Here is a 25,446-nt window from a genome sequence, read left to right on the forward strand (position 1 = left end):
AGCGTGAGCATGCGCGCGCAGCCCCCGAGCCGGCCATGAAGGGCCCCCTGAACAGCGTCGAGCCCCATGGCGACTGGGCGCCGGGACTGCAGAAGGCGCGCCTCTACGAACTGATCCTGCAGGACATCATCCTGGGCGAACTGCCGCCGATGCAGGTGCTGGAGGAAAAGGCCCTGGCCGCCCGCTATGCCGGCGGGGTGGCGGGAGTGCGTGAGGCGCTCGGCCGGCTGGCCATCGAGGGCCTGGTCGTACGCCGGCCGCGCGTGGGCACCATCGTCGCGCCGATGGACGTCGCCGAGATCGAGCACGCCTTCGAGGTGCGGCGGATGCTGGAGGGGCGCACCGCCGCCCTTGCCGCCCGCAACCGCCGGCCGGCGGATCTTGTGGCGATCACCGCCGCTTTCGAGGGGGCGGAAACGGCGATCGAGGCCGGCGACTTCCGGGCGATGCTGGCCATGGACCACGCCTTTCACCGCGCCGTGGCCTTCGCCGCCCAGAACCCCACCCTCGCCCGCTTCGTCATCGCCCTGCAGAACGTCGCGACACGGTTCTGGATCTGGCAGATGGAGAAGCAGACGCCGGAGGAGCAGATGGCCGACGTGGTGCTGCACAGGGCGCTGGCCCAGGCCATAGTCGATCGCGATCCGGAGACCGCCGAGGCCATCTGCGCTCGCCTGATCGGCGAGCCGCCCAGCGCCCAACGCGCCTGACATCACCCAGCTTGGGCGAAAAATGGGCCGACTTCGGGTTGCACATCGTTACGTTATAACATAGTTGACCTGCGATCGTTTTCAGATGGGGTCAGCGTTCCATGCAACTTCGAAGCATCCTTCTCGCCGCCGGCAGCCTTACCGCCCTCGCCGCTCCGACCTGGGCGCTGGCGGCGCAATCGGGACCGGGCGGGACCGATATCGAAGGCGTGGTGGTGACCGCCGACCCGCTGGGCCGGTCGGGCAAGGACGTCATCTCCAGCGTCGCGGTGCTGACCGGCGAGGAGTTCGTGCAGCGCCGCCAGGCGACCCTGGGCGAGACGCTGAACGGCCTGCCCGGCGTCAATTCCGACACCTTCGGCGGCGGCGCCAGCCGGCCGGTGATCCGCGGCCAGACCGCCCCGCGCGTCAAGGTGCTGAGCGAGGGCGCGGCCCTGATGGACGCCTCGGAAGTGTCGCCCGACCACGCCGTCTCCGGCGAACCGCTGCTGCTGGAGGGCGTGGAGATCCTGCGCGGCCCCAGCGCCCTGCTCTACGGCGGCGGCGCGATCGGCGGCGCGGTCAACCTGATCGACCGCAAGATCCCGACGCAGGTTCCGCCGCTGGGCGGCGACGGCGTCGCCGAGGTACGCTTCGGCTCGGGCGACAACGAGCGAGCCGGCGTGGTCGGCCTGACGGCCGGCGTCGGCCAGTTCGCCGTGCGCATCGAGGCGGCCGAACGCAAGACCGATGACTACGAGGTTCCCGATTTCGAGAGCTCGACCGTCCCCGGTTCGTTCAACCGCACCTCGACGGCGACGCTGGGCCTCTCCTGGATCGGCTCGCGCGGCTATCTCGGCGCGGCCTATACCCAGCAGAACAGCAAGTACGGCCTGCCCGGCCACACCCACGAATACGAGTCCTGCCATCCGCACGGCACGAGCCTGCATTGCGGCGGCCATGACGACCACGATCACGGCGACGAGGAAGACCATGATCACGAGCACGAGGACCACGGCGTTCCGATCGTCGACCTGCTGAGCAAGCGGCTCGACGTGCGCGGCGAGATCAACGACCCGTTCGCCGGTGTCGAGCGCATCAGGCTGCGGGCCGGCTATACCGACTATCGCCACCACGAGAAGGAAGAGGGCGTCATCGCCACCACCTTCGGCAACGAGGGCTACGACGCGCGGGTCGAGGTGCAGCATGCGCCGATCGGCGGGGTGCGCGGCGTGGTCGGCATGCAGGTGGGCAAGAGCGACTTCTCGGCCATCGGCGAGGAAGCCTTCATCCCGCAAAGCCGCACCAAGACCACGGCGCTGTTCGTGGTCGAGGAATACGTGGCCGGCGACTGGCGCTTCGAAGGCGCCCTGCGCCAGGAGTGGCAGGAGGCCAGCGCCGAAGGTCGCGTGGACACCGACCACAAGCCGTTCTCGGCCTCGGCGGCGGCGAGCTGGACCTTCACGCCCGGCTATGTGGCTTCGCTGTCGGTGGCCCGCTCGCAGCGCGCCCCCAGCGCCCAGGAGCTCTATGCCCGCGGCGTGCACCTGGCGACCAACACCTACGAGATCGGCTCGGCCGGCCTCGATGTTGAGACCGCCGCCTCGGTGGAGCTGGGTCTGCGCAAGACGCAAGGCGCCACCACCTTCTCGGCCAGCGCCTACCGCTACGCCTATGACGGCTACATCTATGCCGACACCCTGGACCGCTACGAAGACTTCCGCCTGGTTCGCTACAGCCAGGACGACGCCACCTTCACCGGCCTCGAGGGCCAGGTGACCCAGAAGCTGAAGCCCTGGCTGTCGGTGACGGCCTTCGGCGACTATGTGCGGGCCAAGCTGAAGGACGGCGGTGGAAACCTGCCGCGCGTTCCGGCCGGGCGCCTCGGCGCGCGCAGCGACCTGAAGAGCGGCGCCTGGAGCGGCAATGTCGAGTACGTGCGGGTCTTCGACCAGGACCGCATCGCGACCTTCGAAAACGAGACCCCGGGCTACAACATGGTCAACGCCACCGTCGCCTACGACCTGCCGATGGGCCCGGTGATCGGCCAGGTGTTCCTGCGCGGCGCCAACCTTCTGGACGAGCGCGCGCTGAACCACGCCTCGTTCGTCAGCACCTCGGCCCCGCTGCGCGGGCGCAACGTGGTGCTGGGTCTGCGGGCGCTGTTCTAGGACGGCGCCGGCTCGGAGACGCCGCGGCCCCCTCCCCGGCGTCTCCAGAGGCTCGTCATCCTGGCCCTCGCCCGGGATGACGAGCCAGAGGCCAAGTCAGATCGATATTGACCTTCTAGTCCGTCCTTCCCCGCGAAGGCGGGGAAGGACGGTGAAGAGTTGAAGGGGCGGTGGATTACCGCCCCAACCTAGTCAGCTTTCGCCACCGCCCCCGGCGTGATCCGCACGCTGTGCACGGCCCACATCGGCTCGATGGCCTTGCTGGCGAAGGTGAAACAGATGTCGCCCTTGCCGCGCGGCGGGGCGTCGACGACGATCTCGGTCAGGGCCGAGTTCTTGGCCGCCTCCGTCAGCGGCACGGTGGCCAGGCGCGGGCCCTTGCAGCCGAAGCGCACCTCCAGCTCGCCCTCGGGCCGCGAGGGCGGACGCACCGGCAGCGGCTCCAGCTTGTTGCCGAGCTGGAAGTTGTAGGGCAGCTGGCCGACGGTGACGGTCAGCTTGGCGCCCGCCGAGAGGTCGGCGTCCTTCCAGATCCAGCACGGGTTGAGGATGTCGAGCAGGAAGGTGGCGCGCTCGCCCTTCTCGTTGGCCCCATCGTCCTCGAGATTGAGGATCAGGCCCTCGGTGCAGCGGGTCAGCTGGTGCGAGCGGCGCGTCAGGGCCGTGTCGGCGGTGACGTTCCAGGCGCGCACGCGGCCCAGCGGATGCTTGCCCTGGAAGTTGCGGGCCTTCAGCTGCGATCCGGCCGACAGCTTCAGCGGCGCGGCATAGCGCGGCGAGGCCGCCGTCGGCTCCGAACCGTCGGTGGTGTAGCGCACCTCGCCGACCTGCAGGCCGGTGTCGAGGCTGGCGCCGATCTCGGATCCCTTGGGCCAATCGAACGAAGCCTGCGGCTCGAACGGCACGGTGTCGTAGGCCAGGCCCAGGTCGGACAGGCGGCCGAGCGTCGCCGGCAGGCGGTCCTCGAAGCCCGCCCAGCCCTGCTTGTCGCGCGGGGTCCAGGCGTTCTCGGCCAGGGCCGCCAGACGCGGGAACAGCATGGTCACGGCCCGCTCGTCGGTGCGGATGTGCTCGCTGAACATCGTGGCCTGCATGCCCAGCACGTGCTTGTGCTGCTCGGGCGTCAGCTCCGACGGCTCGGCGTCGAAGGCGTAGACGCTTTTCAGTGTCGAGAGCTTGCCGCGGCCGGGCGGCTCGTCGGGCGAGGTGCTCTGGCGATGGTCGAAATAGAGCACCGGTCCCGGCGCCAGCACGGTGTCGTGACCCTGCTTGGCGGCGGCGACCGCGCCCTCCAGCCCGCGCCAGGACATGACCGTGGCGTTGGGCGCGAGACCGCCTTCGAGGATCTCGTCCCAGCCGACCAGGCGACGGCCCTTGGCGTTGAGGTGCTTTTCGATGCGCTGGATGAAGTAGCTCTGCAGGGCGTGCTCGTCGGCCAGGCCCAGTTCCTTCATGCGGGCCTGGATCTTGGGACTGGCCTCCCACTGGGCCTTCAGCGCCTCGTCGCCGCCGACGTGGATGTATTCCGACGGGAAGATAGCCATCACCTCGTCGAGCACGTCCTCCAGGAAGGCGAAGGTGGCGTCGTCGACGTTGAAGATGTCGGGATAGACGCCCCAGTCGGCCATCACACGGTCGGACGCCGGGCGCGTGCCCAGTTGCGGATAGCTGGAGATCGCCGCCTGGGCGTGGCCGGGCATCTCGATCTCGGGCACGACGACGATGCTGCGGGCGGCCGCGTAGGCGACGATCTCGCGCGCCTGGTCCTGCGTGTAGAAGCCGCCGTAGCGGACCTCTTCGCCCGAGGCCTTGTAGCCCGCCGCCCCGGCCGGACGCCGCCAGGCGCCGTGGTCGGTGAGGTTGGGGTACTTCTTGATCTCCAGGCGCCAGCCCTGGTCGTCCGTCAGATGCCAGTGCAGCGTGTTGAGCTTCAGGCTGGCCATGCCGTCGATGATCCGCTTGATCGTCGGCAGGCTCTGGTAGTGGCGCGTGCTGTCGAGCATCAGGCCGCGCCAGGAAAAGCGCGGCGCGTCCTCGATGCTGACGGCCTGGACGCGGACCGGCGCGCCGGCCTTCTCCTGACCGGCCAGCTGCCACAGCGACACGGCGCCATAGAACAGGCCGGCCTTGTCCTTGGCGCGGATCTGCGCCCGCTGGGACGAGACGTCCAGCGCGTAGGCCTCGCCCGCCGGACCGCCGCGCGACAGCACCACGCCGCCCGAACCGGTCGGCGCGCCCTCCTTGATCGCCAGGCGCACGCCGCGCGTGGCGGCCAGGGTGTCGACCAGCCACTGGGCCGCGCCCCGGGCCTCGGCGTCGCCCGCCGCGATCCACACGGCGTCGCCGCCGCGCAGGGCCAGCGAACCCTTGGCCGGCGCGATCTTGGCCGGGGCCGGCGTGACGGCGAAGGCCTGCGCGGCCAAGGCCGGCGCGGGCAGCACGGCGGCGAGCGCGACGGCGGCCGCGATGGGTCGGAGGGCGAAAGGCATGGTCAGCTCCCAGCGGCCTCTTTTCAGAGGCTCTTGATCGTTATGTTTGAAATCCGGGCCGCAAAGCCCTTGCCGGCCGGCGAAGCGGCCATGACGCCGAGGTCAACGGTTTCCGGCATCGGCAGATGGCCGAGGCGGGTGTCGACGAAGGCGCCCTCGCCTACCGCATGGGCGCAGAACAGGGTCTGGCCCGAGCGGCGCAGCTTGACCCGCACGGCCGGCGTGGTGGGGATCACCAGCGACGAGCCGTCCGACCAGTCACGGGTGAAGACGGTGGCCGAGTGCAGTTCTCCACCCAGTCGCTCGACGCCGGTCTTCATCCAGAGGTCAGGCGCAAGACGGAGCATCAGGCCGGTCTGGTCGGCGTCGGCGGCGTAGTCGCCGGCCAGGACGGCGGTCATCTCGAAGTCGCCGGACTGGCGGCGGAACCAGAAGTGGCCGTTGTCGATCAGCGGCCCGCCGGCCGTGCGCCGCCAGAAGTCGGTTCCGGGGCCGGCCTCGCAGGCCAGGGCCCCGTCCTTCCACGCCCAGGTCTGCGGCGTGTTCAGCCACGACCAGCCGTCGGCGGCTCGGGCCAGGGTGGGCGCGACGGCGGCGGCGGTCGCGCTCGCGAGAAAGGCTCGGCGGTCGAGGGCGCGATCAGACGACAAGGCTGAGCCCCAGCACGCAGATCAGGCCGACGATGCCGACCAGGCTCTCCATCACCGTCCAGGACAGCAGGGTCTCCTTCAGGGACAGGCCGAAGTACTCCTTGAACAGCCAGAAGCCCGGGTCGTTGACGTGCGAGAACATCAGGCTGCCGGCGCCGATGGCCAGGACCATCAGGTTGGGATCGACGCCGCTGGTGGCCATCACGGGCTGGATCAGGCCGGCGGCAGTGAGGCCCGCGATGGTGGCCGAGCCGAGGGCGACGCGGATGACCACGGCGATCAGCCAGCCCAGGACCAGCGGATGCAGCGGCAGCGAACCGAGCCAGCCGCCCAGGGTGGCGCTGACGCCGCTATCGACGAACACCTGCTTCAGGGCCCCCGCCCCTGCCAGGATCAGCAGGATCGAGGCCACATCCTTCAGGGCGTCGCCGTAGCGCTGCATCTGCACCGACAAGCCGATCCCCCGCAGCACGCCCAGGCTGAAGGTGGCGTAGATCAGGCACAGGGTCAGGACGACGGCGGGGTTGCCGAGGAAGCCGATCAGGTCGTGGGTCGGCGACGGGCTCTTGAAGGCCACCAGCAGCGCCGTGGTGGCGGCGATCATCACCACCGGCAGCAGAGCGGTCGAGAAGCTGTTGATCGGCCCCGGTGCCTTGGCCTCCTGGGCCTCTTCGGCGGCGAAGGGCGAGTCCGCGGGCGGTCCGCCCAGCGGCAGCAGGTTCACGCGCTTGAGTACCAGCGTGAGCAGCGGGCCGCCGACCATCAGGGCGACGAGGCTGACGATCAGGCCATAGCCGAGGGTGAGACCCGTGCTGGCCCCGAACAGTGTGACCAGGGCCGCCGGCGACGGGTGCGGCGGCAGGTAGCCGTGGGCCACCGACAGGCCCGACAGCAGCGGCAGGCCGACATAGACCGGCGGCAGGTTGGCCCGCTTGGCGATCGAGAAGATCAGCGGGATCATGACCACGAAGCCGACGCTGTAGAACAGCGGGATGCCGACGATCAGCCCGGTCATGGCCATGGCCAGCAGGATGAAGCGCAGGCCCACGGCGCCGATCAGGGCGCGGGCGATGCTCTGGGCGGCGCCGCTGTCGGCGATGGCGCGGCCGAACATGGCCCCCAGGCAGATGATGGCGACAAGGCCGCCCAGCATGTCGCCGACGCCCTTCTCAAGCGACTTGGGAATCTGGGCCAGCGGCATGCCGAACAGCACCGCGCCGCCCAGGGCCACGACCAGGAAGGCCAGGAACGGCGGGACCTTGCCCCAGGCGATCAGCACGACCAGCAGCGCGATCAGCGCGACAACGGCGAGCACTATCATGATCGGACCACCCTAAGCCCCGCGGACGACGTTTCGCTCCGCGGGTGGAAGGAAAGAGCGATTCCCCGGCGCCGTGGGGTTTTGTGGCGCCGAGGAATCTAAAGCCGGACAAGGCAGGGGATCCGCCTTGGGGCTGAGGCCCGGCCGCTTACCGGGGAGGGAGTGGCTTCGCGGCCGGTGAAGGGCGCGCTCGCAGAAGCGCGCCCGAGCACGGCGATCAGAACCGCAGGCGAACGCCCGCGCGGTACATCCGACCGATGGTGTCGTAGAGGTAGGGGTTGACGCCCGGGCTGACGTTGGTGGTCGGCGCGGCGACCGGGTCCTCGTCGAACAGGTTGTCGACCTTGAAGTAGGCGGTGACGTTGTCGTTGACGTCGTAGGTGCCGCCCAGGTCGACGTAGGTCGCCCCCTCCATGTGGTTGTTGTCGATGGTGCGGTGCTGCACGGTCGAGACCGGGCACGTCGTCTGGCACTCGATGTATTCGTTGTTGTAGACGCCGTCGCTGATCCAGCGCTGGTAGAGGGTCAGGCTGAGGCGGTCGAGCGCCCAGGTCTGGCTGAAGGTGGCCTTCCAGTCAGGGGTGTTCGACAGGTTCACGCCGGCGCTCTCGACCGGGATGGTGCCCAAGACGCCCGATGTGGTCTTGAAGCTCATGACGTGGGTGGCCAGCGCGCGGATCGACAGCGTGCCCGGCAGGCCCCAGTCCTCGAGGTTCTTGCGATAGATGGCCTCCAGGTCGACGCCCTTGGTGCGCATGGTGGCCACGTTGAAGGCCTGCACCCGAACGAAGTTGGTGTTGGGCTGGGTGCTGGTCAGCAGCATCGCCCCGCAGATCTCCTGGTTGCCGGCGACGCACAGATCGACCAGGTCCTGGGCCGCCAGCGAGTTGATGGCGCCATCGACCTTGATGTCGAAATAGTCGGCCGAGAAGCTGAAGCCCGGCAGCCAGGCCGGCTCGGCCAGGACGACGCCGATCTCGGTGTTGCGGGCCTTTTCGGGACGCAGGTTGCTGTTGCCGACGATCTCCTGGAGGACGTTCACCGCCGTGCCGCGATAGAGGACGGTGGCGTTGGTCACGACCGGCGGCGCGAACAGTTCGCCCAGGTTCGGGGCGCGGATGTCGCGAGAGGTGACCGCCCGCAGGCGCAGGCCCTGGACCGGGGTCTTCCAGACGCCGCCCAGCTTCCACGTCGTGACGTTGCCCGAGGTGCTGTACTTGGTCTGGCGGACAGCGCCGTTGATGTTGGCCTCGCCGAGGGTTTCCGACTTCAGCACCGGCACGTTGGCTTCCAGGTAGCCTTCGGTCACGCTGTAGGAACCGTGACCGCCGTGATAGTTGCCGGCGTACCAGTTGTTGCCCGCCGTGCGCAGCAGCGGATCGGCCGGATAGTCGCCGGTGTAGCCGTTATCGGCCGTGACGCCGTCGCCGTAGGGGTCGCCGACGGTGCGGTACTTTTCCTCGCGCCATTCCAGGCCGGCGGCGATGGCCACCGGGCCGGCCCACGACTGGAAGGGCTCGCCGGTGACGTTGAAGGCGGCGACGGACTCGTTCTGCTTGGAGCGCTGGCGCGGCCCGTTCCCGGGCATCACATAGGCCAGGGCGGCCGGATCCTGGGTCACGTTGCCGATGATGTTCAGCGGCACGCAGCCAGCGGCGCGGGCGATCGGGTCACGGCAGATCACCGTGCCGTTCGGGCCGGCGATGGCGTCGATGGCGGCGTTGTAGCGCGGCGTCAGGGTGATGTTGTCGACGTCGATGCTGATGCGGTTGATGCCGTAGGCGTAGTAGGCGTCATAGCTCCACGACGTGCCCAGCACCTCGCGGCTGCCGATCGCGCCCAGCACGAAGCGTTCCTGCTCGCGCTTGACGTTGACGTCGATGGGACCGAAGGCGCCGTTGCTGGTGCCCATCTGGAAGCTGGTGATGTTGTTGCTGACGCAGGCCGAACGGATGGCGGCCGGCACGAACGGGTTCTCGCACTGGATGGTCAGGCCGGTGCGCTCGGCGCCGACGTTGGGCTGGTTGAGCGAGTTCACCTGAGCGAAGTTGGTGGTCAGGTAGATCTCGTCGTCGTCGCCCCACTTGTAGCTGACGCGGCCGTAGGCGACCTTGCGCTTGAGGCGCGCGGCCAGGGTCGGCGAAGCGCCGATACCGCCCGACAGGTCGCCGCCGACGCAGAACGGGGCGAAGCAGCCGGTGACGCCGCCGGCGCCGTTGGGCGTGCCGCCCGAACCGTACTGGAACTGATAGGGCGCGCCGCCCGGACCGAAGGCGATGCCTTGCAGCGGGCCGTTCGTGATCAGGCCATACTTGGCGTACTGGATCTGTTGGGCGCCCTTGATGACGCGGTACTGCGGACGGCCGTCGGTGGTCGAAGCCAGCGGGCGCACCTGGATGGCGGGCGTCTCGTACCAGTCACGGCCGCCGGCCTGCTGTTCGCCGAAGCCGCCGGCCAGGACGCCGGCTTCACGGCTGTATTCGACGCTGCCGATGACCCGCAGGCGGTCATCCATGAAAGCGTCGCCGAACGCGGCCTGGGCCACGAAGGTGTCGTTGTCACGATACTTGCTCTCGCCGCCTTCGAGGCGGGCCTTGAAGCCTTCGAAGGTCTTGTCGGTGACGAAGTTGACCACGCCGCCGATGGCGTCCGAACCGTAGGAGGCTGAGGCGCCGCCGGTGACGACGTCGACCTGCTTGATCAGCAGTTGCGGGAACTGGCTGACGTCGGAGACGCCGTTGATGTTGGCGGGGGTGACGCGCTGGCCGTCCAGCAGGGTCAGGGTGCGGATGGGGCCAAGGCCGCGCAGGCTGAAGGAGCTGAGGCCCTGCATGCCGCTGCTGGTGCTGTTGACGAAGACCGTCTTGCCGGTGCTGCCCTGGAGGGCCGGCATCTGGACGATGGCCTGGAAGACGTTGGGCTGCGAGGCCTTTTCCAGGTCCTCGGCGGTGACGGTGGTGGTCGGCGTCGGCTGGGTGAAGCCGCGCGAGGCGATGCGCGACCCGGTGACGACGACTTCAGAGACGGTGGCGTCGGCTTCGGCGGCTTGCGCCTCGGCCTGGCCTCCGGCGTGCGCGACAGCCCCCCAGGACAGCAGCGCAAGAGCCGAGACCGTGCCGGCATAGGTACGGCGATTCAATTTCAACAACTTCCAGCCCCCTTGCTCGAGGAGTTCAAGCCCGGGCGCACTGGTGGCGCTCACTGAACCCGACTCCAGGTAAGTGTTATTACTTCCCCGCTAACGCAGGGACGCTCTTTATGTTTTAGAATGTCGGACAATCACGCGCGGATACTGTTGCGAACCGCGCCGACGCCTTCATTTCCCGCCCTGTTCAGGACGCAGGAAGGATTGTCACAGGCCCCATATAACGTCAATCACAAAACATTCATTTATGTAGCAATCATAAAACGATTGCCTAAGGGAGCATGGACGAAACGGGAAATCGTCATATTTTTCAGCGTACAAGGCGGCGCCCACAAATGCGGCGCCGATGAAGGATACGCTTTCATAGCGGCGCGAGCAGCCCCATGCACACACGCTTGACGCTTGAGACCGCTATCAGGAAAAAGCTGAATTCCGAGCGCCGGAATAGGCGATACATCGAGACAGCCAAGCATAGGCCGACACGACAATCAGAAAATCCCCATCAAGCCGCGCCGGCAGGCCGGCCAGCGGCGAACCTAGTCGCCGATCGGCTGCTGGGGCGCGATCCCGTGCAGCCAGGCCACGCTGCCGCGCGCACGGCGCAGCATCAGGTGCGCTCGCTCACCCAGGGACGACGCCACGGCGTAGGCAAGGCGGTCGATGACGAACAGCTGGGCGAAGCGCATGGGGTTGGGCTGGAACTCCTCGACGCCCGACGGCGACAGCCCCACGTGCAGGCAGATGTCGGCGTCGCGGCCGAGCGGCGAATCCGCGTCGGTGATGGCGATGCAGGTGGCCTTGTAGTGCTTGGCCAGCTCCATGCTTTCCTGCAGTTCGCGCGGACGGCCCGTTGACGACAGGAACAAGGCGACATCGCCCGGCGACAGGATGGCGGCCGACATGCGCTGGGCGTAGCCGTCGGTGAACACCATGGCTGGCACGTCGAGCCGGAACAGGCGGTTGTGGATCTCGCTGGCCAGGGCCGCCGAGCTGCCGCCAATGCCGTAGATCACCACGCGCGCGGCCTTGGCGACCGCAAGCGCCGCGGCCTGCAAGTCCTTTTCGTTCAAGGTTTCGCGGGTGCGGCCCAGGGCGTCGATGATGGTGTCGAACAGACGGTCGGCGACTGCCGCGTCGGCCCCCAGAGGCGCCTGCGGCTCAGGCCTCGCCGGCGCCGGACGAGCCGCGCGCTCGCGCTGGTCGGTCACCGCCTGGGCATGGGCCAGTTCCTGGATCAGGCGGAACTTCAGGTCCTTGAAGCCCTCGCAGCCGACCGTTCGGCAGAAGCGCAGGACCGTCGGCTCGCTGACCCCCAGGTCGGTCGCCACCGACTTGACGCTGGCGCGGACGAACTCGTGCGGCGACTTCAGGATCAGCTTGGCGATCTTGAGGTCGGAGCGCGTCATCGCCTCCATCATCGCCTCGATGCGCGGCAGGATGTCGCCGTCGTCGACGGCGTTCTCAGACTGACTCATCCCCCCGATCCCTTCACCAAACGGCGCACGCCCAACGACTGATACCGACAACGATGTCGCGCCGCAATCAAGGCCGCCGCCTCACCAGCATCAAGAATGATAGTTTTGCTACATTTTCGTTGACACCGCTACATCCGGCATGGCTCCTGAGCATCGGAACTCGACCTTGAGTCAGGAGAATTTCGTGTCCATCCAACGCATCGGCGCGGCCACCACGGGCACCGGCGGCAACGCCCTGCCCTTCTGCCAGGCCACGGTCGCCAACGGCTTCGTCTTCGTCTCGGGCCAGGTGCCGATGGACGAGAACGGCGTGCTGGTCGACGGCGGGGTCGTGCCCCAGACCCACAAGGTCATCGAGAACATCGTCGGCATCCTGGCCAAGGCCGGCTGCACCCTGAAGGACGTGGTGAAAGCCAATGTCTGGCTGGACGACGCCCGCGACTTCCACGCCTTCAACCGCGTCTACAACAGCTATTTCGGCGACGCCCTGCCCGCCCGCGCCTGCGTGCAGTCGCCGATGATGGTCGACTGCAAGGTCGAGATCGAGGTCATCGCCCTGGTTCCGCAGGCCTGACGCCGATGATGTCGCCCGCCGATCTCGACATGCTGGTCCTCGCGCCCGGAACCAAGGCCGTCCCGCTGGACGGCTCGGTGCGCACGCTCGGAGACCTCTCCGGACGGGGCCTCTCGCTGCTCGGCGGCGACATCCCGATGCCGGCCGCGGTGCTGAAGCGGGCCGCGATCGACAACAATCTGTCGGTCATGCAGGCCTATGTCGACGCGGCCGGCGCCAAGCTCGCCCCCCACGCCAAGACGACCATGTGCCCGCAGCTGCTGGCGCGCCAGATCGAGGGCGGCGCCTGGGGCCTGACGGCGGCGACCATGACCCAGCTGAAGCTGTGCCACCAGATCGGCGCGCCGCGCCTGATCCTGGCCAACCAGCTGGTCGGCCGCGCCGAGATCGAATGCCTGCGCGACCTGACGACCAAGGCGCCCGACCGCCCGGTCTACGTGCTTGTCGACGGCGAGGCCGGCGTGCGGGCGATCTCCGAGATCTTCGCCGCCGCGGCGGGCGCGCCGCCCGCCCGCCTGCTGATCGAGCTGGGCATGAGCAACGGCCGCTGCGGCGTGCGCTCGGCGAGCGAAGGTCTGGCCCTTGGCCGCCTGGTCCACGCCCTGCCGGGCGTCGAGCTGCACGGCGTCGAGGGCTATGAGGGCCTGGTCTTCAGCGACCACGCCGTGCAGGACGCGACGCAGGTCGACGCCTATCTCGACGGCCTGATCGGCCTGCACCACGCCCTGCGCGCCGAAAGCCTCTACGCCCCGGACGAGGTGGTGCTGACCGCCGGCGGTTCGGCCTATTACGACCTGGTGGCCCGGGCCCTGGCCGGCGAGGCGCCGGGCGCCGTGATCGTGCTGCGCAGCGGCTGTTACGTCACCCACGACAGCGGCTTCTATCGCGAGCTGCTGAGCCGCATGGACGCCCGCGAGGCCGTCGGCGCCCCTCCGCGCCTGAAGCCGGCGCTGGAGGTCTGGACCCGGGTGATCTCGCGCCCGCAGCCGGACATGGCCATCGTCATGATGGGCAAGCGCGACGTCTCGTTCGACATCCACCTGCCGACGGCCCGCCGCTGGTTCCGCCCCGGCCTGCACCAGCAGGCGCAGAGCATCGACGGCGTCGTCACCGCCAAGCTGGCCGACCAGCACGGCTTCCTCACGATCGCCCCCGACGCCGACCTGGCGGTCGGCGACCTGCTGGGCTTCGAGATCTCCCACCCCTGCACGACCTTCGACAAGTGGTCGGTGCTGCTGGAGGTCGACGAGACCTACGGCGTGCTGGGCGGCCTGAAGACCTTTTTCTGAAGCGAGCGTTCCTTGAGCAGCCCGACTAACGACATGGCCCTGACCGCCGCCGACATCGTCCTGAAGGGCGGCACGGTCATAGACGGCAGCGGCGCTCCGGCTTTCATCGCCGACGTCGCCCTGGCCGGCGACACGATCGTCGCCGTCGGCCCAGCACTGGCGGCCGGCGAGGCCCGGGTGATCGACGTCTCGGGCCTGGTGGTGGCGCCAGGCTTCATCGACGTGCACACCCACGACGACCTCGTCTGCATCACCCAGCCCGACATGCTGCCCAAGCTCAGCCAGGGCGTGACGACGGTGATCGCCGGCAACTGCGGGATCTCGGCCCCGATGCTGCGCTTCGACGAGGCGGTGGCCGAGCCGTTCAACCTCCTGGGCGCGCGCGAGGACTTCGCCTACGCCGCCTTCGCCGACTATCGCCGCGCCATCGAGGCGGCCGGCCCCCGCGTCAACGTCGCGGCCCTGGTCGGCCACTCGACCCTGCGCGTGCTGTGCATGGACGACCTGGAGCGCCCCGCCACACCGGCCGAGCGCGAGGCGATGGACGCCCTGCTGCGCGAAGCGCTCTCGGAAGGCGCCCTGGGCATGAGCTCGGGCGTGTTCTACGCGCCGGCCTGGGCGGCCGACATGGAAGAGCTTCAGGCGCTAGCCCGCACGGTGGCGCAGGCCGGCGGCGTCTACACCGCCCACATCCGCGACGAGCGCGAGGGCATCATCGAGGCCCTGAAGGAGGCCTTCGCCGTGGCCGCGCCCAGCGGCGCGCCGCTGATCCTGTCGCACCACAAGTGCGCCGGCGTGCGCAACTGGGGCCGGGCGGCTGAGACCCTGGGCCTGATCGACAAGACCCGCCAGAGCCAGCCGGTGCACCTGGACTGCTATCCCTACACCGCCGGCTCGACGATCATCCGCCCCGACCTGGCCGACGGCGAGGTCGAGATCCTGGTCAACTGGTCCGAGCCGCATCCGGAAATGGCCGGCCGCACCCTGGCGGCGATCGCCGCCGACTGGGGGCTGTCGCAACCAGAGGCGGCCGAGCGGCTGATGCCCGGCGGCGCCAGCTACTTCCAGATGGCCGAGGCCGACATGCGCTCGATCCTGGCCCACCCCTGCTGCATGGTCGGCTCCGACGGCCTGCCCCACGACAAGCGCCCTCACCCGCGCCTATGGGGCGCGTTCCCGCGCGTGCTGGGCCACTACGCTCGCGACGAGAAGCTGATCAGCCTGGAAGCCGCCGTGCACAAGATGACCGGCCTGGCCGCCGACACCTTCCGCCTGGCCTGCCGAGGCCGCGTGGCCGTAGGCATGAAAGCCGACCTGACCGTGTTCGACGCCGGGGCGATCATCGACCAGGCCACCTACGAGGCCCCGACCCGGCCGGCCAAGGGGATCGAGCAGGTGTTCGTTAACGGCGCCCTGACCTGGAGCGGCGGAGCCGTCGTCGGCGATCGCGCCGGCCGCTTCCTGCGCTCGGCCGCCTGACGCCGAGGAGACACCCACAAGAGAGATTCATGGCGCGGAAAGCGGAGGTTGCGCCGCCTGCGCCAGCCCCTAAGCTCCTGCCGATTTCAGCTTCTGGGGCTTTCTCATATGACAACTCAAGAACCCGTCGGCGGAACGTTCGACTTCGGGCGGGTGATCCAGCGCACCTTCACGGTAATCACCGCCAACGCGATGCTGTTCGGCGTCGGCGCCCTGGTGCTGGTAAGCGCGCCGGTTCTGCTCGGCGCCCTGATCGGCCTGCCGTCGCTGGGCGATCCGCGCTACATCGGCTGGATCGCTGCGGGCTCGATCCTGTCGGTGATCGGCAATCTGGTGCTGCAGGGCATGGTGGCCCGGGCCGCCGTCGGGACGCTGAACGGCGCGTCGGTCGCGCCCGGCGAAGCCTTCTCCTCCGGCCTGCGCGTGCTGCTGCCGCTGATCGGCCTGGCCATTGTCTCGGCCCTCGGGATCTGGCTGGGCTTCCTGCTTCTGATCGTGCCCGGCATCATCGTCAGCATCATGTGGTCGGTGGCCGCGCCGTCGCTGGTGGTCGAGAAGAAGGGCGTGTTCGCCAGTCTGCAACGCAGCCGAGACCTGACCCGCGGACACCGCTGGGCGATCTTCGGCCTGTTCATCGTCTACATGATCCTCAGCCTGATCCTGAGCGTGGTCACCCAGGCCATCGGCGCCCCGCTGGGCGTGGCCTCGGGGAACATGTTCGGCATCCAGGGCCTGAACATGTCGGCCGGCCTGATCGTCTTCGTGGTGGTCTCGGCGGTGATGAACGGCGTCCAGGCCGTCGTCGGCTCCGCCGGCGTCGCGGCGCTGTACTACGAACTGCGCACCACCAAGGAAGGCGCCGCGCCCGACGAGACGGCGGCGATCTTCGACTGATGCATCAACGTGCGACGTCGTGCTTGTCGCGGCGTCGCACGCCCATCAGCAGGCGCGCCTCGAGCCGCTTGCGCAGGGCCGCGTAGTAGGCGCTGAGGAAGTCGTAGTCGTCTTCACCGTCCAGGCGGGCCCAGCCGATCTTGCCGGCGATGCGGTCGGCCACGGCCCGCATGGTCTTGCGGTCGCGCTGACGCAGTACGTCCTCCAGGACATGCAGTTCCTTGGCGCCGTAGGCCTCGATCTGCTCCAGGGTGAAGGCGTAGCGCTGAAGCCTCTCAGCCCCCTCGTCGGCCATGTCGCGCACCAGCTTGCGCTTGGGCGCGCGCACCACCCACGTGCCGCCGATAAGGTCGCCCGCACGCAGCCGATCCTTGTTGAACAGCGGGAACAGCGCGAAAATCCCAGCCCAGGTGATCCCCAGCAGGTACATCCAGCCCTCGACGCCGCCTTCGGCGCCGGTCGGCGCGAACAGCATGCTGATCGGGATGAAGACCTCGAGCTCGCGCATGGCGTTGCGCGCGAAGATCGCGCCCGGGCGCAGGCGGCCGCCGTCACGGGCCGCCACGCGCAGGCCCATGACCCGCTTGCCCGGCGTCGCGGCCGCGGCGCTGAGCTCGAAGCCGATGAAGTAGAAGTTGCGCAGCAGGAAGAAGCCGAGCAGCCACAGCACGGCCATGACCTCGGCGCCCTTCATGCCGGCGGCGGTCCAGGCCCCGATGCCGATCAGCCCGATCAGGATCGACACGACGATGAGCACGGCCATCATGATCGCCGCGTCCAGAAGGAAGGCGCCCGCGCGCTGACCTGCGTCGCCCAGTTGCAGCCGCAGGTCGACGCCCTCGGGCGTGATGAAGGACCGGGTCAGCTTGAGAGCGGCCGTGTCGCTCATGCTCTCGCCCTCCGGCGCGGGCCGTAGAAGTAGAGGCCCCAGATCACCGCCGTCAGCGCCGCCACGCCATAGCGCGCCGGCGTCGCCACGATCAGCTGGCGGCCGAAGCCCTCCAGCAGGCCGGCGAAGAACAGCATGACCACGACCCCGCCCATCACTGTGGCGGCATGGCGTCCGGCGGCGGAGGCGGCGTCGAGGCGGCTGCGCTCGCCAGGAAAGGCCACCGACCAGCCGATACGCAGGCCCGCCGCCCCCGCCAGGCAAACGGCGAACAGCTCGGTCACCCCGTGGATCGCCAGCCAGCCTCCAGCGTCGACGCCGAGCCCGCGGCTGGCGAACAGCGAGAAGAACACGCCCAGGATCACGCCGTTGTAGATCACCAGCATGGCGGTCGGCACGCACAGGGCAAAGCCGAGCGCGAAGGCCAGCAGGGCCACCTGGGCGTTGTGGGTGAACAGGAAGGTGGCGAACATCGACAGGCCATCGGCCGACTTCTCACCGGCCAGGGTCGAGCGCAGCATGTCGGTGGTGGCGGCCGGATCGCGACCGCCGGCCATCTCCTTGGGCATGAAGGCGTAGTACCACTCGGCGTCCTGGCCGAAGAGCCAGGCCCCGACCAGAGCGCCCACCACCATCAGCCCGACGCTGACCAGGGTCTCTCGCCACAGGCCGCGCACGGCCGCAGGCCAGCCGCCGGCGAAAAAGGCGGCCAACTGGCTGCGCAAGGTCTCGCGCGAGCCGTAGACGAAGAAGTAGGCCCGGGCGCAGAGCATCTCCAGATAGTCGATCATGCCCCGGTCGAGCGAGGTGGCGCGAGCCACCGACAGCGACGACAGGGCCGAGCGATAGAGCACGGGCGCCGCCAGGATCTCCTCCTCGGAGAGACTGGCCATCGAGCCCTTCTCGACCTTCTCCATCAGCCGTTCCAGGCGCTGCCAATCGGCCTCGCGTTCCTGACGGAAGCGCTGGCTCTTCAGGCGGCCGTCGACCTTGACGTCGATCACAGGAGGTCCCTCCGCTTGAGGTCCACATAGGCGTTGATCAGGTCCGGGCCGATGCGGGCGGCCGGCGCCTCGACGATATGGGCGCCCATGCGGCGCAGGCGGGCGACGACGGCCTCGCGCTCGCGCAGAAGGCCGGCCGAGACGACCGCGCGGGACACATCGGCGGGCTCGAACGGCTCGGCGGCGGCCATGGTCTCCAGTTCCTCGTCCTGCATGACCACGAACAGCACCAGGTGGCGGCGCAGCAGGTGCGCGCTGGCCTCGATCATCAGCTCAGCGGCGGTGGGATCTGTGAAGTCGGTGAACACCACCACCAGCGAACGCCGCCGCAGCTTCGTGGCCAGGGTGTTGAGGGCAAGGGTGTAGTTGGTTTCCTCGGCCGAATAGTCGATGCGGCCCGCAGCGTGCTGCAACTGGCGGAAGGCGTCGAGGCCGCTGACCACGCCGGTGAGCAGGCGGGGCGCGGAGTCGAACGAATAGAAACCCGCGCGGTCGCCGGCGCGCAGGCAGGCATAGGCCAGCAGCAGGCCGGCGTTGATGGCGCGATCGACCTTGGGCGCGCCGCCGATCGGTTCGCACATGGCCCGGCCGCCGTCGATGGCCAGGATGACGTGGTGATTGCGCTCGGTGCGGAATTCCTTGGCCAGCAGGTGCAGGTGGCGCGCCGACTGCTTCCAGTCGATGGCCCGCGGGTCCATGCCGGTCTGGAACTCCTTGAGCGCCTCGAACTCGGAACCTTCGCCGCGATCGACCTGAGTCTTGCTGCCGATCAGGGCGTCGCGGGCCAGCATCTGCACAGCCTCCTCGCGCACGCCTTGAAGATCCGTGCCGGTCGGGGCGTCGATCTCGAGGGCGAAGGCCTGCTGCTTCCAGACCAGGCCCAGCGGACCGGTCCAGCGCACCCAGAGCCGGTGCAGCCGCCCCTCCCCGCGGCGCTCCGGCGTCAGCGAGAAGTCGAAGGTCGCCGTGCGCTCCTCCACACCGCTGCGGGCGAAACGCGGCTGCAGGCCCAGACGGTCGTCGGCGTCCAGAGCGGCCTCCGCCCGGCCGGGGACCGGCCCCTTGCCGAAGCGCGTGGTGAAGGCGATGCGGCTGGTGCGGGCGACCGACAGGAACGGCCGCCGCGTCTCGTCCAGGACGAGGCGCGAGCGCGAGCCGCCCGACAGGGCGTCGGCCGCCATGGCCAGCAGCATGACGCCGATCCAGATCGGTCCGGCCAGCCAGCCGGCCGGCGCGAGCACGCCGACGACCAGCGCCGCCGGCATTCCGGCTGCGACGGCGACGACGGCGCGGCGCGTGGGATAGATCACCGGGGAGCCGCCACCCGCTCGACCAAGCCCGAAAGCACGTGGTCTACCTTGCGCCCCTCGATCTCGGCCGCGGCCGAGAGGATCAGGCGATGACGCAGGGCCGGCGCAGCCAGGGATTTGACGTCATCGGGGATAACGTAGTCGCGACCGTCCAGCGCGGCGCGGGCCCGGGAGGCGACGGCCAGCATGGCCCCGGCGCGCGGGCTGGCGCCGGTCTCGATATCGGTGGACTCGCGGGTGGCGCGGACGAGGTCGACGATGTAGCCGACCACCTCATCGTTCAGCCGCACCTTGGCCACGGTCTCGATGGCCGCATCGATGGCCGCGCGCTCGGCGACGGCCTCGACGCCGAAGCTCTTGGGATCCATCTGGCCGGTGCGCGAGCCGTGGCCGACGATGATCGCCCGCTCCTGCTGGGCGCTGGGATAGTCGAACACGTGCTTGAACAGGAAGCGGTCCAGTTGGGCTTCCGGCAGCGGATAGGTGCCCTGCTGCTCGATCGGGTTCTGGGTGGCCACCACGGTGAAACGCGGGCTGAGCGGATGCGACTTGCCGTCGATGGTGACGTGGCGCTCCTGCATGGCTTCCAGCAGAGCGGCCTGGGTCTTGGGCGGGGTGCGGTTGATCTCGTCGGCCAGCAGCAGCTCGCAGAACACCGGACCGCGCGTGAGGCTGAAGGTCGAGGTCTGGAAGTTGAACAGGTTGGCGCCGATCACGTCGCCAGGCATCAGGTCCGGCGTGAACTGGATGCGGCCGTAATCCAACGCGACGCTGCGAGCGAAGCTTTGGGCCAAAAGCGTCTTGGCCGTGCCGGGCGGGCCTTCCAGCAGCACGTGGCCGCCGGCGAACAGCGCCGTCAGCAGCAGGTTGACGGCGCCGTCCTGGCCGACGACGGCCTTGCCGATCTCCGAGCGGATCCGCGCGGCGAGCGCCCCGACTTCACTGACGTCCACGGATGAGCTCCTGCTTCCAAGTATGAAGATCGCGCGCCACGGCCATCAGGTCGGACGGCGTCGCCGTCAGCGCCCGCTCGGCCAGGGCCGAATAGGTGTGGGTCGCGCCGACGATGCGGCTGACGCGATCGAGAAAGTCGATGAGATCCTGGCCGTCGAGACCGCGCGGCGCGCCGATGGCGCGCGCGGCCGAAGCTTGGATCAGGCGGGCGTAAAGCGGCGCCATGCGGTGCTCGCGGCGCGCCAGTCGCACCAGGCCGGCGGTGTTGTCGGCCAGGGCCGCCTTGCCCAGGGCAACCGCGCGGCGCGAGCGCAGCGGCGGTCCGAAGCGCGCGAAGGCCTGGGCGCCGGCGAGCAACGCCAGCGCGGCGGCCACCAGGGTCGCGCCCAGTAGCGGCGGCTCCAGCACCAGGCGCATCAGGCTGCGCGTGCGCTTGAAACCGTGCAGGGTCACGTCGAAGATCACCGGCGAGTCCTCGTCGCGGATCAGGTCCAGCATCGCGACGGCGGTAAGCGCGCCCTCGGCGGTCTTCAGCCCCTGGGTGTTGAGATAGTCAGGATCGGCCAGCACGTAGGTCCGGCTGTCCTCGCGCATGGCCATGACCACGCCGCCATCCTGATCGAGCAGTACGGGGATCCAGCCCGAACCGACCAGGGTGCGGGCCCTTTGGACGGCCACGGGCGCGCCTAAGGTCTCGCCGGCGGGGCGACGCAGGCGAACGGTGCGCCGGCCCTCGGCCACCTTGAGCTTGAGATCCTTGCGCAGGTTCGGCGGCAGGACGTTCAGCGCCTGACCAGGTTCGTTGCCGCCGAAGGTCGTGACCCACCCCCGGTGCTTCGGATCGGGCGCGGTCGCCCATTTGGGCAGCACCACCAGCGTCGGGCCGATATGGTCGTTGCGTTCCAGCGGTATCGGCGACATGCCCGCCGACGGGGTCAGGACCAGCAGCCCTTCCTCGGCCGAGGCCGGAAGATCGCCGCGGCTGGTCAGCACCGGCTCTCCCATCAGGCCCAGAAGGCGGGCGATGGCGCCGAAGCCCGACGACGAGCGCGACAGGGCGTGCCCTCCCCCGTCGTCACCCTTGCGCAGCTCGGGCGCGTAGGCCGACAGCACGGCCAGGCCCGTGAACGAGAGCACGCCGACGAGGACCAGCACCAGCACGGTCATCGGCGAGAACATGCCGGCGGACTTGCCGGAAGACGGGGTCGCGTTCATCCGCGCCATCCATCGGGCAGGGCGAAGGCCTCGTAGGCCGCGCGGCACTCGGCGAAGTCGGCCGCGCCGACCGGACGCCCGCCGAACAGGCCGCGCTCGACCAGGCGGGCGATGCCGACGAAGGCTGGGCGGGCCGCCTCCGGAATAGCCGGCAGGGCAGCGATCTCGCGTGCTGTCAGCGAGATCCTGACCGCGCGGGGGCGACGCTTTTCGATGTCCTGCACGCTGCGCAGCAGGATCAGGTGGGCGGCTTCGACGAACAGGCCCTTTGCCGCCAGTTCATCGGCGGCGGCCAGCAGGTCACGCGCGTCGGCGGCGTCGGGACGCCAGCCGGCCTCCTCGACCACCAGCGGCTTCAACGCCCGCGGCGCCGGGGCCCAGATCCTGAGAAGCTCGCGGACGATGGCGTAGAGGATGAGGGCCGCGAGCGCGGCCAGCGCGATCCAGAAAATCCACTTCAGGTAAGGCGCGAGGGCTTCCAGGAGCTTGCCGACGAGGCGCAGCCACTCGGGGACCTTGGGCGGAACGAACGCCGCCTGGTCAAACTGAAACCCGGCGTCTTTCGCCAGCCGTGCGTGCGCCGCGACGACTGCGTCGTCCGACGCCCCTCTCGAAACTGTCACGCGCCGGAAACCCGCATCCGCCCCCTTCGCCGCCGGGACATCACCCGGCCGCGAACACTAGACTCAACTCTACAGCGTGAGGCCGACTTGGCTAGCCGTAACCGGTGACTATCAACGGGTCCGACCATTCCGCACGGCGCCTTCGCTTCAATCGACGAAGAACTCGACGGGCACGAGCACCTCGACCGGCTCGCCCGCCACATCGGCGGGCGGTGGCGGCATCGGCGAGGCCCGGCGGACCGTGGCCAGGGCCTCGTCGTCGAGCAGCGGATAGCCCGAGCCCTTGGCGATCCGGGCGTTCAGCACCCTACCCGTCCGGTCGACCGTGAAGGCGACATGCACCACGCCTTCCTGCCCGGCGCTCTGCGCGCGGCGGGGATAGCGCTTGTAGGCCTTCAGCCGCCCCAGGATCAGGCCGCGCCAGTTGACCGCCACGTCGCGGGCGCTGGCGGACGAGGTGCGCGGCGCGGCCATGGCCGGCGCGGGCGGCGCGGGCACGGCCGGCGGCGCAGAGGCCTCACGCGGGGTCGAGGGCCGCGTCTGGGCGTCCGCCTCCTTAGCCTCAGCGGCGGAACGCTGCTGGGGCGGCAGGACACCGCGTGGATCGGGCGGCCGGTCGGTGGCCTTGGGCGGCGCCGGCGCAGCGACGGCGGCCGGACTGGGCCTGGCTTCCGGCCCGGGCGGGCGCTCGTCCTTGGGGCGCGGCGGAGCTACGGGCTCGACGGCGAACTCCACGGAAATGGCCTCGATCGGCGCAGCCGGCGGCATCTCGGGCCGGGCGAGCTTCAGATAGGCGCCCAGCAGCAAGGCCACGTGCAGCACCACCGCCCCCGACAGCGCCAGAGTCCAGCGCCGCTTGCGCCCCGCGGCGGCGAGCGGCTCGTACGGGATTTCCAGCACCGTCATGGGCAAGGCCTGCAGCATCAGAACACCCGCTCCAGCTTCAGGCTGGCGGCCGTCTTCTCGTAGGAGAACAGCCAGTCGATACTGCTGGCGACCTTGGCGTACTGCACGGTCAGGCTGGGGGTGAAACCGCCCGGCGTCTTCCAGCGCGGCGCGCGCACAATGGCGGTGAAGGTCTGCTCGTCATCGCGGCGACGCGCTTCCAGCGTCTCGTTGACGGCGTCCCAGCGCTTGCGGCGGGCCGAGGCGAACAGCGTCCCGTTGAAGCCCTTCATCGTCGGCGTCGCCGCGCCCAGCCGCAGTCCGACCTGGCGATAGGCGTTGACCGCGCGGTCGGCGTCCTTGCCCAGCAGGTCCGCGCCGCCGAACACCGTCCAGCCGCCGGCCAGGCCGCGCCAGGCCGTCAGGAACAGCGAGGCCTGACCGCCGTCCAGCGGGGCGAACGAGGCCTGGCGATAGCGCATCGCCTTGTAGTCGCCTTCCAGCTTGACCAGGGTCGAGGCGCCGACCACGCGGCTGACCTCAGCGTGCAGGCCGGGGGCCTCGTACAGCCGCTCGGCGCCCAGGGTCCCGACGTCAAGCGAAGGCGCGACGGCGAAGGACAATTTTGCTGAGCGACGGTCGAAGCCGGCCTGGGCGACGAAGGTGGCCTGGTTGTAGCGCCCCTCCTCCGGATAGAGCTCGCCATAGGCAATGCCGCGAAAGGTCAGGCCGCCCGAGCCCCGCAGCGGCAGGCGGCGGTTGAGCACGGTTTCGAAGCTGACCGTCGCCGCCCCCAGCGGATCTGGCGTCTTGCGGTCGAAGAAACAGATGCCCTCCGGTCCCGGCAGCAGGCAGGCATAGCTGCCCGAGGCCTGGTTGATGTTGGAGCTCCAGCCGGGCCCCATCGCGAACTGGCCGGTCCAGGCGCGGCGGCGCTTCAGGGCGGCGAGAAAGGTTCCGACGCTGCGACGCACGCCCGCCGCGCGGGGGTCGGCCTCGGGCAGATCGGCGAGGATCGCGCGGAAGGCCGCCTCGGCCTCGCGGTCGCGCTGGTTCTCGAACAATACCCGGGCCAGCTCCAGGCGCCCCGGCTGAAAGTCCGGCTGCAAGGCCAGCAGTTGGCGGAAGCTGCGTTCGGCCGCGCGCAGGTCGCCGTCCTGCCGGGCCAGCTGGCCCTGGGCGTAGTGGACCAGCATTGGATCGCGCTCGGGCAGCGCCAGATAGGCCTTGAGGAACCGGCGGGCGTCGGCCCACTGGCGGCGGGCCAGGGACAGGTAGAGGGCCTTGCCGACATCGTCGGCGCCGGGCCCCACCGTGTAGGCCTGGCCGTCGATGACCAGCACATCGGGCGCGGTCTCCTGCCGTGTCCTGGCCTCGCGCTCGGCGGCGCGGCGCGACAGGTCCTGGTCGAGGCGCAGACGGGTGTCGTCGTCGACCTGGGCGCGGGCGGCGCCGGCCAGGGCCAGAACGACGAAAGCCGCGCAGCCGGCGGCGGCGCGGAACGGAAAACGCGGGGGAACGGACGACCTGGCCATCACGGGGGCTTGGGGCGAGGGCCAGCCGACCCCCGCCCCTCGCGTCCTCAGTTCTTCGTACCGCCGAAGGCGGTGTCGTAGACGCTGTTGCCGCCGAAGGTGACCACACCGGCCAGGGCCGCGGCGTTGGCGCCGAAGAACTTGCCGCTGACCTCGCCGCCCGAGGCCAGGGTGGTCGCCCCTTGGGTCGCCGTGGCGTTGGCCGCGGTGCTGGCGATGTTCAGGCCCGAGATGCCCACCGAGCCGATATCGACCTTGTAGCCGGTCGAGGCGCTCTGGACGAAGCCGCTGAGCGTGCTGCCGGTGAAGTCGGCGTTGAAGGTCCCTTCGAGGATGCCGTTGGTGGCGTAGTCGCTGAGGCCCTTCACCGTATAGCTGGCCGTGCCCGTGCCCGCCGTCGCGCCGGTGTCGTCGCCGACGTAGTAGACGGTGTGGGTGCCGTCATTGGCGTTGGCGGTGTCGGACCATTCGCCGAACCAGATGTCGCCGGTGCTGACCTTGGCGAAGTTGAACACGCCCATGCCGTTGTGGCTGCCCGGCGCGGTCGACGGGCTGTTGATCGTGCTGACGCCGCCCGACGACGGCGAGACGGCTTGCAGGCCCTGGAAGTCGACGAAGGCCGACAGGCCGATGGACTTCACAGAGACCCCGGACTTGCCCGCGGTGTGCGGCCCGGCGTTGATCGTGCTCACCCCCACTTGAAGGACGCTGGGGTCGGTGGACTCGCCGACGATGCCGGCATGGGCGACGCCAGCCAGGGCGACGGCCGTGACGGAGGCCAGGATCAGCGTCTTGAAGGTCGAACGGGACATCTCGTCTTCTCCGATGCTTTGCTTGATGGACCTCGATCGAGGC

General features: G+C 69.6%; 20 protein-coding genes. 6 read left to right on the forward strand and 14 right to left on the reverse strand.

All coding sequences use genetic code 11. From position 1 onward, the window contains the following. The first annotated feature begins 35 nt into the window (after nucleotides 1-35). The gene (locus P7A99_RS03585) at nucleotides 36-710 is read left to right on the forward strand and encodes a GntR family transcriptional regulator (RefSeq protein ID WP_277792569.1); all 675 of its coding nucleotides are present in this window, start codon (nucleotides 36-38) and stop codon (nucleotides 708-710) included. Between the two features lie 101 nt (nucleotides 711-811). Continuing rightward, on the forward strand, nucleotides 812-2,860 hold the full coding sequence (locus tag P7A99_RS03590; protein ID WP_277792570.1) for a TonB-dependent receptor domain-containing protein: 2,049 nt from the start codon (nucleotides 812-814) through the stop codon (nucleotides 2,858-2,860). 188 nt (nucleotides 2,861-3,048) lie between these two features. On the opposite strand, the gene P7A99_RS03595 is transcribed toward P7A99_RS03590, so the two are convergent. The 5 genes from P7A99_RS03595 to P7A99_RS03615 form a co-directional block, all read right to left on the reverse strand. Beyond that, the gene (locus P7A99_RS03595; RefSeq protein ID WP_277792571.1) at nucleotides 3,049-5,349 is read right to left on the reverse strand and encodes a beta-N-acetylhexosaminidase; all 2,301 of its coding nucleotides are present in this window, start codon (nucleotides 5,347-5,349) and stop codon (nucleotides 3,049-3,051) included. Between the two features lie 23 nt (nucleotides 5,350-5,372). After that, complete coding sequence (locus P7A99_RS03600; RefSeq protein ID WP_277792572.1) at nucleotides 5,373-5,999, reverse strand: DUF1349 domain-containing protein; 627 nt, start codon at nucleotides 5,997-5,999, stop codon at nucleotides 5,373-5,375. Then, complete coding sequence (locus P7A99_RS03605; RefSeq protein ID WP_277792573.1) at nucleotides 5,989-7,320, reverse strand: GntP family permease; 1,332 nt, start codon at nucleotides 7,318-7,320, stop codon at nucleotides 5,989-5,991. Before P7A99_RS03605 ends, P7A99_RS03600 begins: the two co-directional genes overlap by 11 nt. Nucleotides 7,321-7,537: 217 nt before the next feature. Further along, on the reverse strand, nucleotides 7,538-10,459 hold the full coding sequence (locus P7A99_RS03610; RefSeq protein ID WP_277792574.1) for a TonB-dependent receptor domain-containing protein: 2,922 nt from the start codon (nucleotides 10,457-10,459) through the stop codon (nucleotides 7,538-7,540). Nucleotides 10,460-11,001: 542 nt separating this feature from the next. After that, a complete protein-coding gene (locus P7A99_RS03615; RefSeq protein WP_277792575.1) occupies nucleotides 11,002-11,940 on the reverse strand; it encodes a MurR/RpiR family transcriptional regulator in 939 nt (312 codons plus the stop codon). Nucleotides 11,941-12,124: 184 nt separating this feature from the next. Here P7A99_RS03615 and P7A99_RS03620 point away from each other — a divergent pair, with 184 nt between their 5' ends. From P7A99_RS03620 to P7A99_RS03635, 4 genes are all read left to right on the forward strand, one after another. After that, a complete protein-coding gene (locus P7A99_RS03620; RefSeq protein WP_058347523.1) occupies nucleotides 12,125-12,514 on the forward strand; it encodes a RidA family protein in 390 nt (129 codons plus the stop codon). Between the two features lie 5 nt (nucleotides 12,515-12,519). Then, complete coding sequence (locus tag P7A99_RS03625; protein WP_277792576.1) at nucleotides 12,520-13,803, forward strand: amino acid deaminase; 1,284 nt, start codon at nucleotides 12,520-12,522, stop codon at nucleotides 13,801-13,803. A gap of 12 nt (nucleotides 13,804-13,815) precedes the next feature. Next, entirely contained in the window at nucleotides 13,816-15,282 is a 1,467-nt protein-coding gene (locus P7A99_RS03630) for an N-acyl-D-amino-acid deacylase family protein (protein WP_277792577.1), read from the forward strand. Nucleotides 15,283-15,390: 108 nt separating this feature from the next. Then, on the forward strand, nucleotides 15,391-16,176 hold the full coding sequence (locus P7A99_RS03635) for a glycerophosphoryl diester phosphodiesterase membrane domain-containing protein (protein ID WP_277792578.1): 786 nt from the start codon (nucleotides 15,391-15,393) through the stop codon (nucleotides 16,174-16,176). A gap of 4 nt (nucleotides 16,177-16,180) precedes the next feature. Here P7A99_RS03635 and P7A99_RS03640 read toward each other — a convergent pair whose 3' ends face one another. The 9 genes from P7A99_RS03640 to P7A99_RS03680 form a co-directional block, all read right to left on the reverse strand. Continuing rightward, nucleotides 16,181-17,065, reverse strand: coding sequence for an RDD family protein (locus P7A99_RS03640; RefSeq protein ID WP_277792579.1), 885 nt, complete (start codon nucleotides 17,063-17,065; stop codon nucleotides 16,181-16,183). Beyond that, the gene (locus P7A99_RS03645) at nucleotides 17,062-18,069 is read right to left on the reverse strand and encodes a stage II sporulation protein M (protein ID WP_277792580.1); all 1,008 of its coding nucleotides are present in this window, start codon (nucleotides 18,067-18,069) and stop codon (nucleotides 17,062-17,064) included. The genes P7A99_RS03640 and P7A99_RS03645 overlap by 4 nt, the downstream gene beginning before the upstream one ends. Then, on the reverse strand, nucleotides 18,066-19,379 hold the full coding sequence (locus P7A99_RS03650; protein WP_277792581.1) for a DUF58 domain-containing protein: 1,314 nt from the start codon (nucleotides 19,377-19,379) through the stop codon (nucleotides 18,066-18,068). The genes P7A99_RS03645 and P7A99_RS03650 overlap by 4 nt, the downstream gene beginning before the upstream one ends. Further along, the gene (locus P7A99_RS03655) at nucleotides 19,376-20,332 is read right to left on the reverse strand and encodes an AAA family ATPase (protein WP_431307638.1); all 957 of its coding nucleotides are present in this window, start codon (nucleotides 20,330-20,332) and stop codon (nucleotides 19,376-19,378) included. Before P7A99_RS03655 ends, P7A99_RS03650 begins: the two co-directional genes overlap by 4 nt. Further along, on the reverse strand, nucleotides 20,319-21,548 hold the full coding sequence (locus tag P7A99_RS03660) for a hypothetical protein (RefSeq protein ID WP_277792582.1): 1,230 nt from the start codon (nucleotides 21,546-21,548) through the stop codon (nucleotides 20,319-20,321). Before P7A99_RS03660 ends, P7A99_RS03655 begins: the two co-directional genes overlap by 14 nt. After that, nucleotides 21,545-22,171, reverse strand: coding sequence for a DUF4129 domain-containing protein (locus P7A99_RS03665; protein WP_277792583.1), 627 nt, complete (start codon nucleotides 22,169-22,171; stop codon nucleotides 21,545-21,547). The genes P7A99_RS03660 and P7A99_RS03665 overlap by 4 nt, the downstream gene beginning before the upstream one ends. Before the next feature lie 147 nt (nucleotides 22,172-22,318). Further along, on the reverse strand, nucleotides 22,319-23,095 hold the full coding sequence (locus P7A99_RS03670) for an energy transducer TonB (RefSeq protein ID WP_277792584.1): 777 nt from the start codon (nucleotides 23,093-23,095) through the stop codon (nucleotides 22,319-22,321). Beyond that, complete coding sequence (locus tag P7A99_RS03675; RefSeq protein ID WP_277792585.1) at nucleotides 23,095-24,591, reverse strand: surface lipoprotein assembly modifier; 1,497 nt, start codon at nucleotides 24,589-24,591, stop codon at nucleotides 23,095-23,097. Before P7A99_RS03675 ends, P7A99_RS03670 begins: the two co-directional genes overlap by 1 nt. Before the next feature lie 47 nt (nucleotides 24,592-24,638). Next, on the reverse strand, nucleotides 24,639-25,403 hold the full coding sequence (locus P7A99_RS03680) for a Slam-dependent surface lipoprotein (RefSeq protein WP_277792586.1): 765 nt from the start codon (nucleotides 25,401-25,403) through the stop codon (nucleotides 24,639-24,641). Nucleotides 25,404-25,446: the final 43 nt, after the last annotated feature.

The organism is Caulobacter endophyticus (assembly GCF_029543245.1).
Taxonomy (GTDB): Bacteria; Pseudomonadota; Alphaproteobacteria; order Caulobacterales; family Caulobacteraceae; genus Caulobacter; species Caulobacter endophyticus_A.

Bases quoted from the DNA above. Each gene is read 5' to 3' on its own strand.
- P7A99_RS03585 (WP_277792569.1), top strand. From the start codon at position 36: ATGAAGGGCCCCCTGAACAGCGTCGAGCCCCATGGCGACTGGGCGCCG.
- P7A99_RS03590 (WP_277792570.1), top strand. From the start codon at position 812: ATGCAACTTCGAAGCATCCTTCTCGCCGCCGGCAGCCTTACCGCCCTC.
- P7A99_RS03595 (WP_277792571.1), bottom strand. From the start codon at position 5,349: ATGCCTTTCGCCCTCCGACCCATCGCGGCCGCCGTCGCGCTCGCCGCC.
- P7A99_RS03605 (WP_277792573.1), bottom strand. From the start codon at position 7,320: ATGATAGTGCTCGCCGTTGTCGCGCTGATCGCGCTGCTGGTCGTGCTG.
- P7A99_RS03615 (WP_277792575.1), bottom strand. From the start codon at position 11,940: ATGAGTCAGTCTGAGAACGCCGTCGACGACGGCGACATCCTGCCGCGC.
- P7A99_RS03625 (WP_277792576.1), top strand. From the start codon at position 12,520: ATGATGTCGCCCGCCGATCTCGACATGCTGGTCCTCGCGCCCGGAACC.
- P7A99_RS03635 (WP_277792578.1), top strand. From the start codon at position 15,391: ATGACAACTCAAGAACCCGTCGGCGGAACGTTCGACTTCGGGCGGGTG.
- P7A99_RS03640 (WP_277792579.1), bottom strand. From the start codon at position 17,065: ATGAGCGACACGGCCGCTCTCAAGCTGACCCGGTCCTTCATCACGCCC.
- P7A99_RS03660 (WP_277792582.1), bottom strand. From the start codon at position 21,548: ATGAACGCGACCCCGTCTTCCGGCAAGTCCGCCGGCATGTTCTCGCCG.
- P7A99_RS03670 (WP_277792584.1), bottom strand. From the start codon at position 23,095: ATGCTGCAGGCCTTGCCCATGACGGTGCTGGAAATCCCGTACGAGCCG.
- P7A99_RS03675 (WP_277792585.1), bottom strand. From the start codon at position 24,591: ATGGCCAGGTCGTCCGTTCCCCCGCGTTTTCCGTTCCGCGCCGCCGCC.
- P7A99_RS03680 (WP_277792586.1), bottom strand. From the start codon at position 25,403: ATGTCCCGTTCGACCTTCAAGACGCTGATCCTGGCCTCCGTCACGGCC.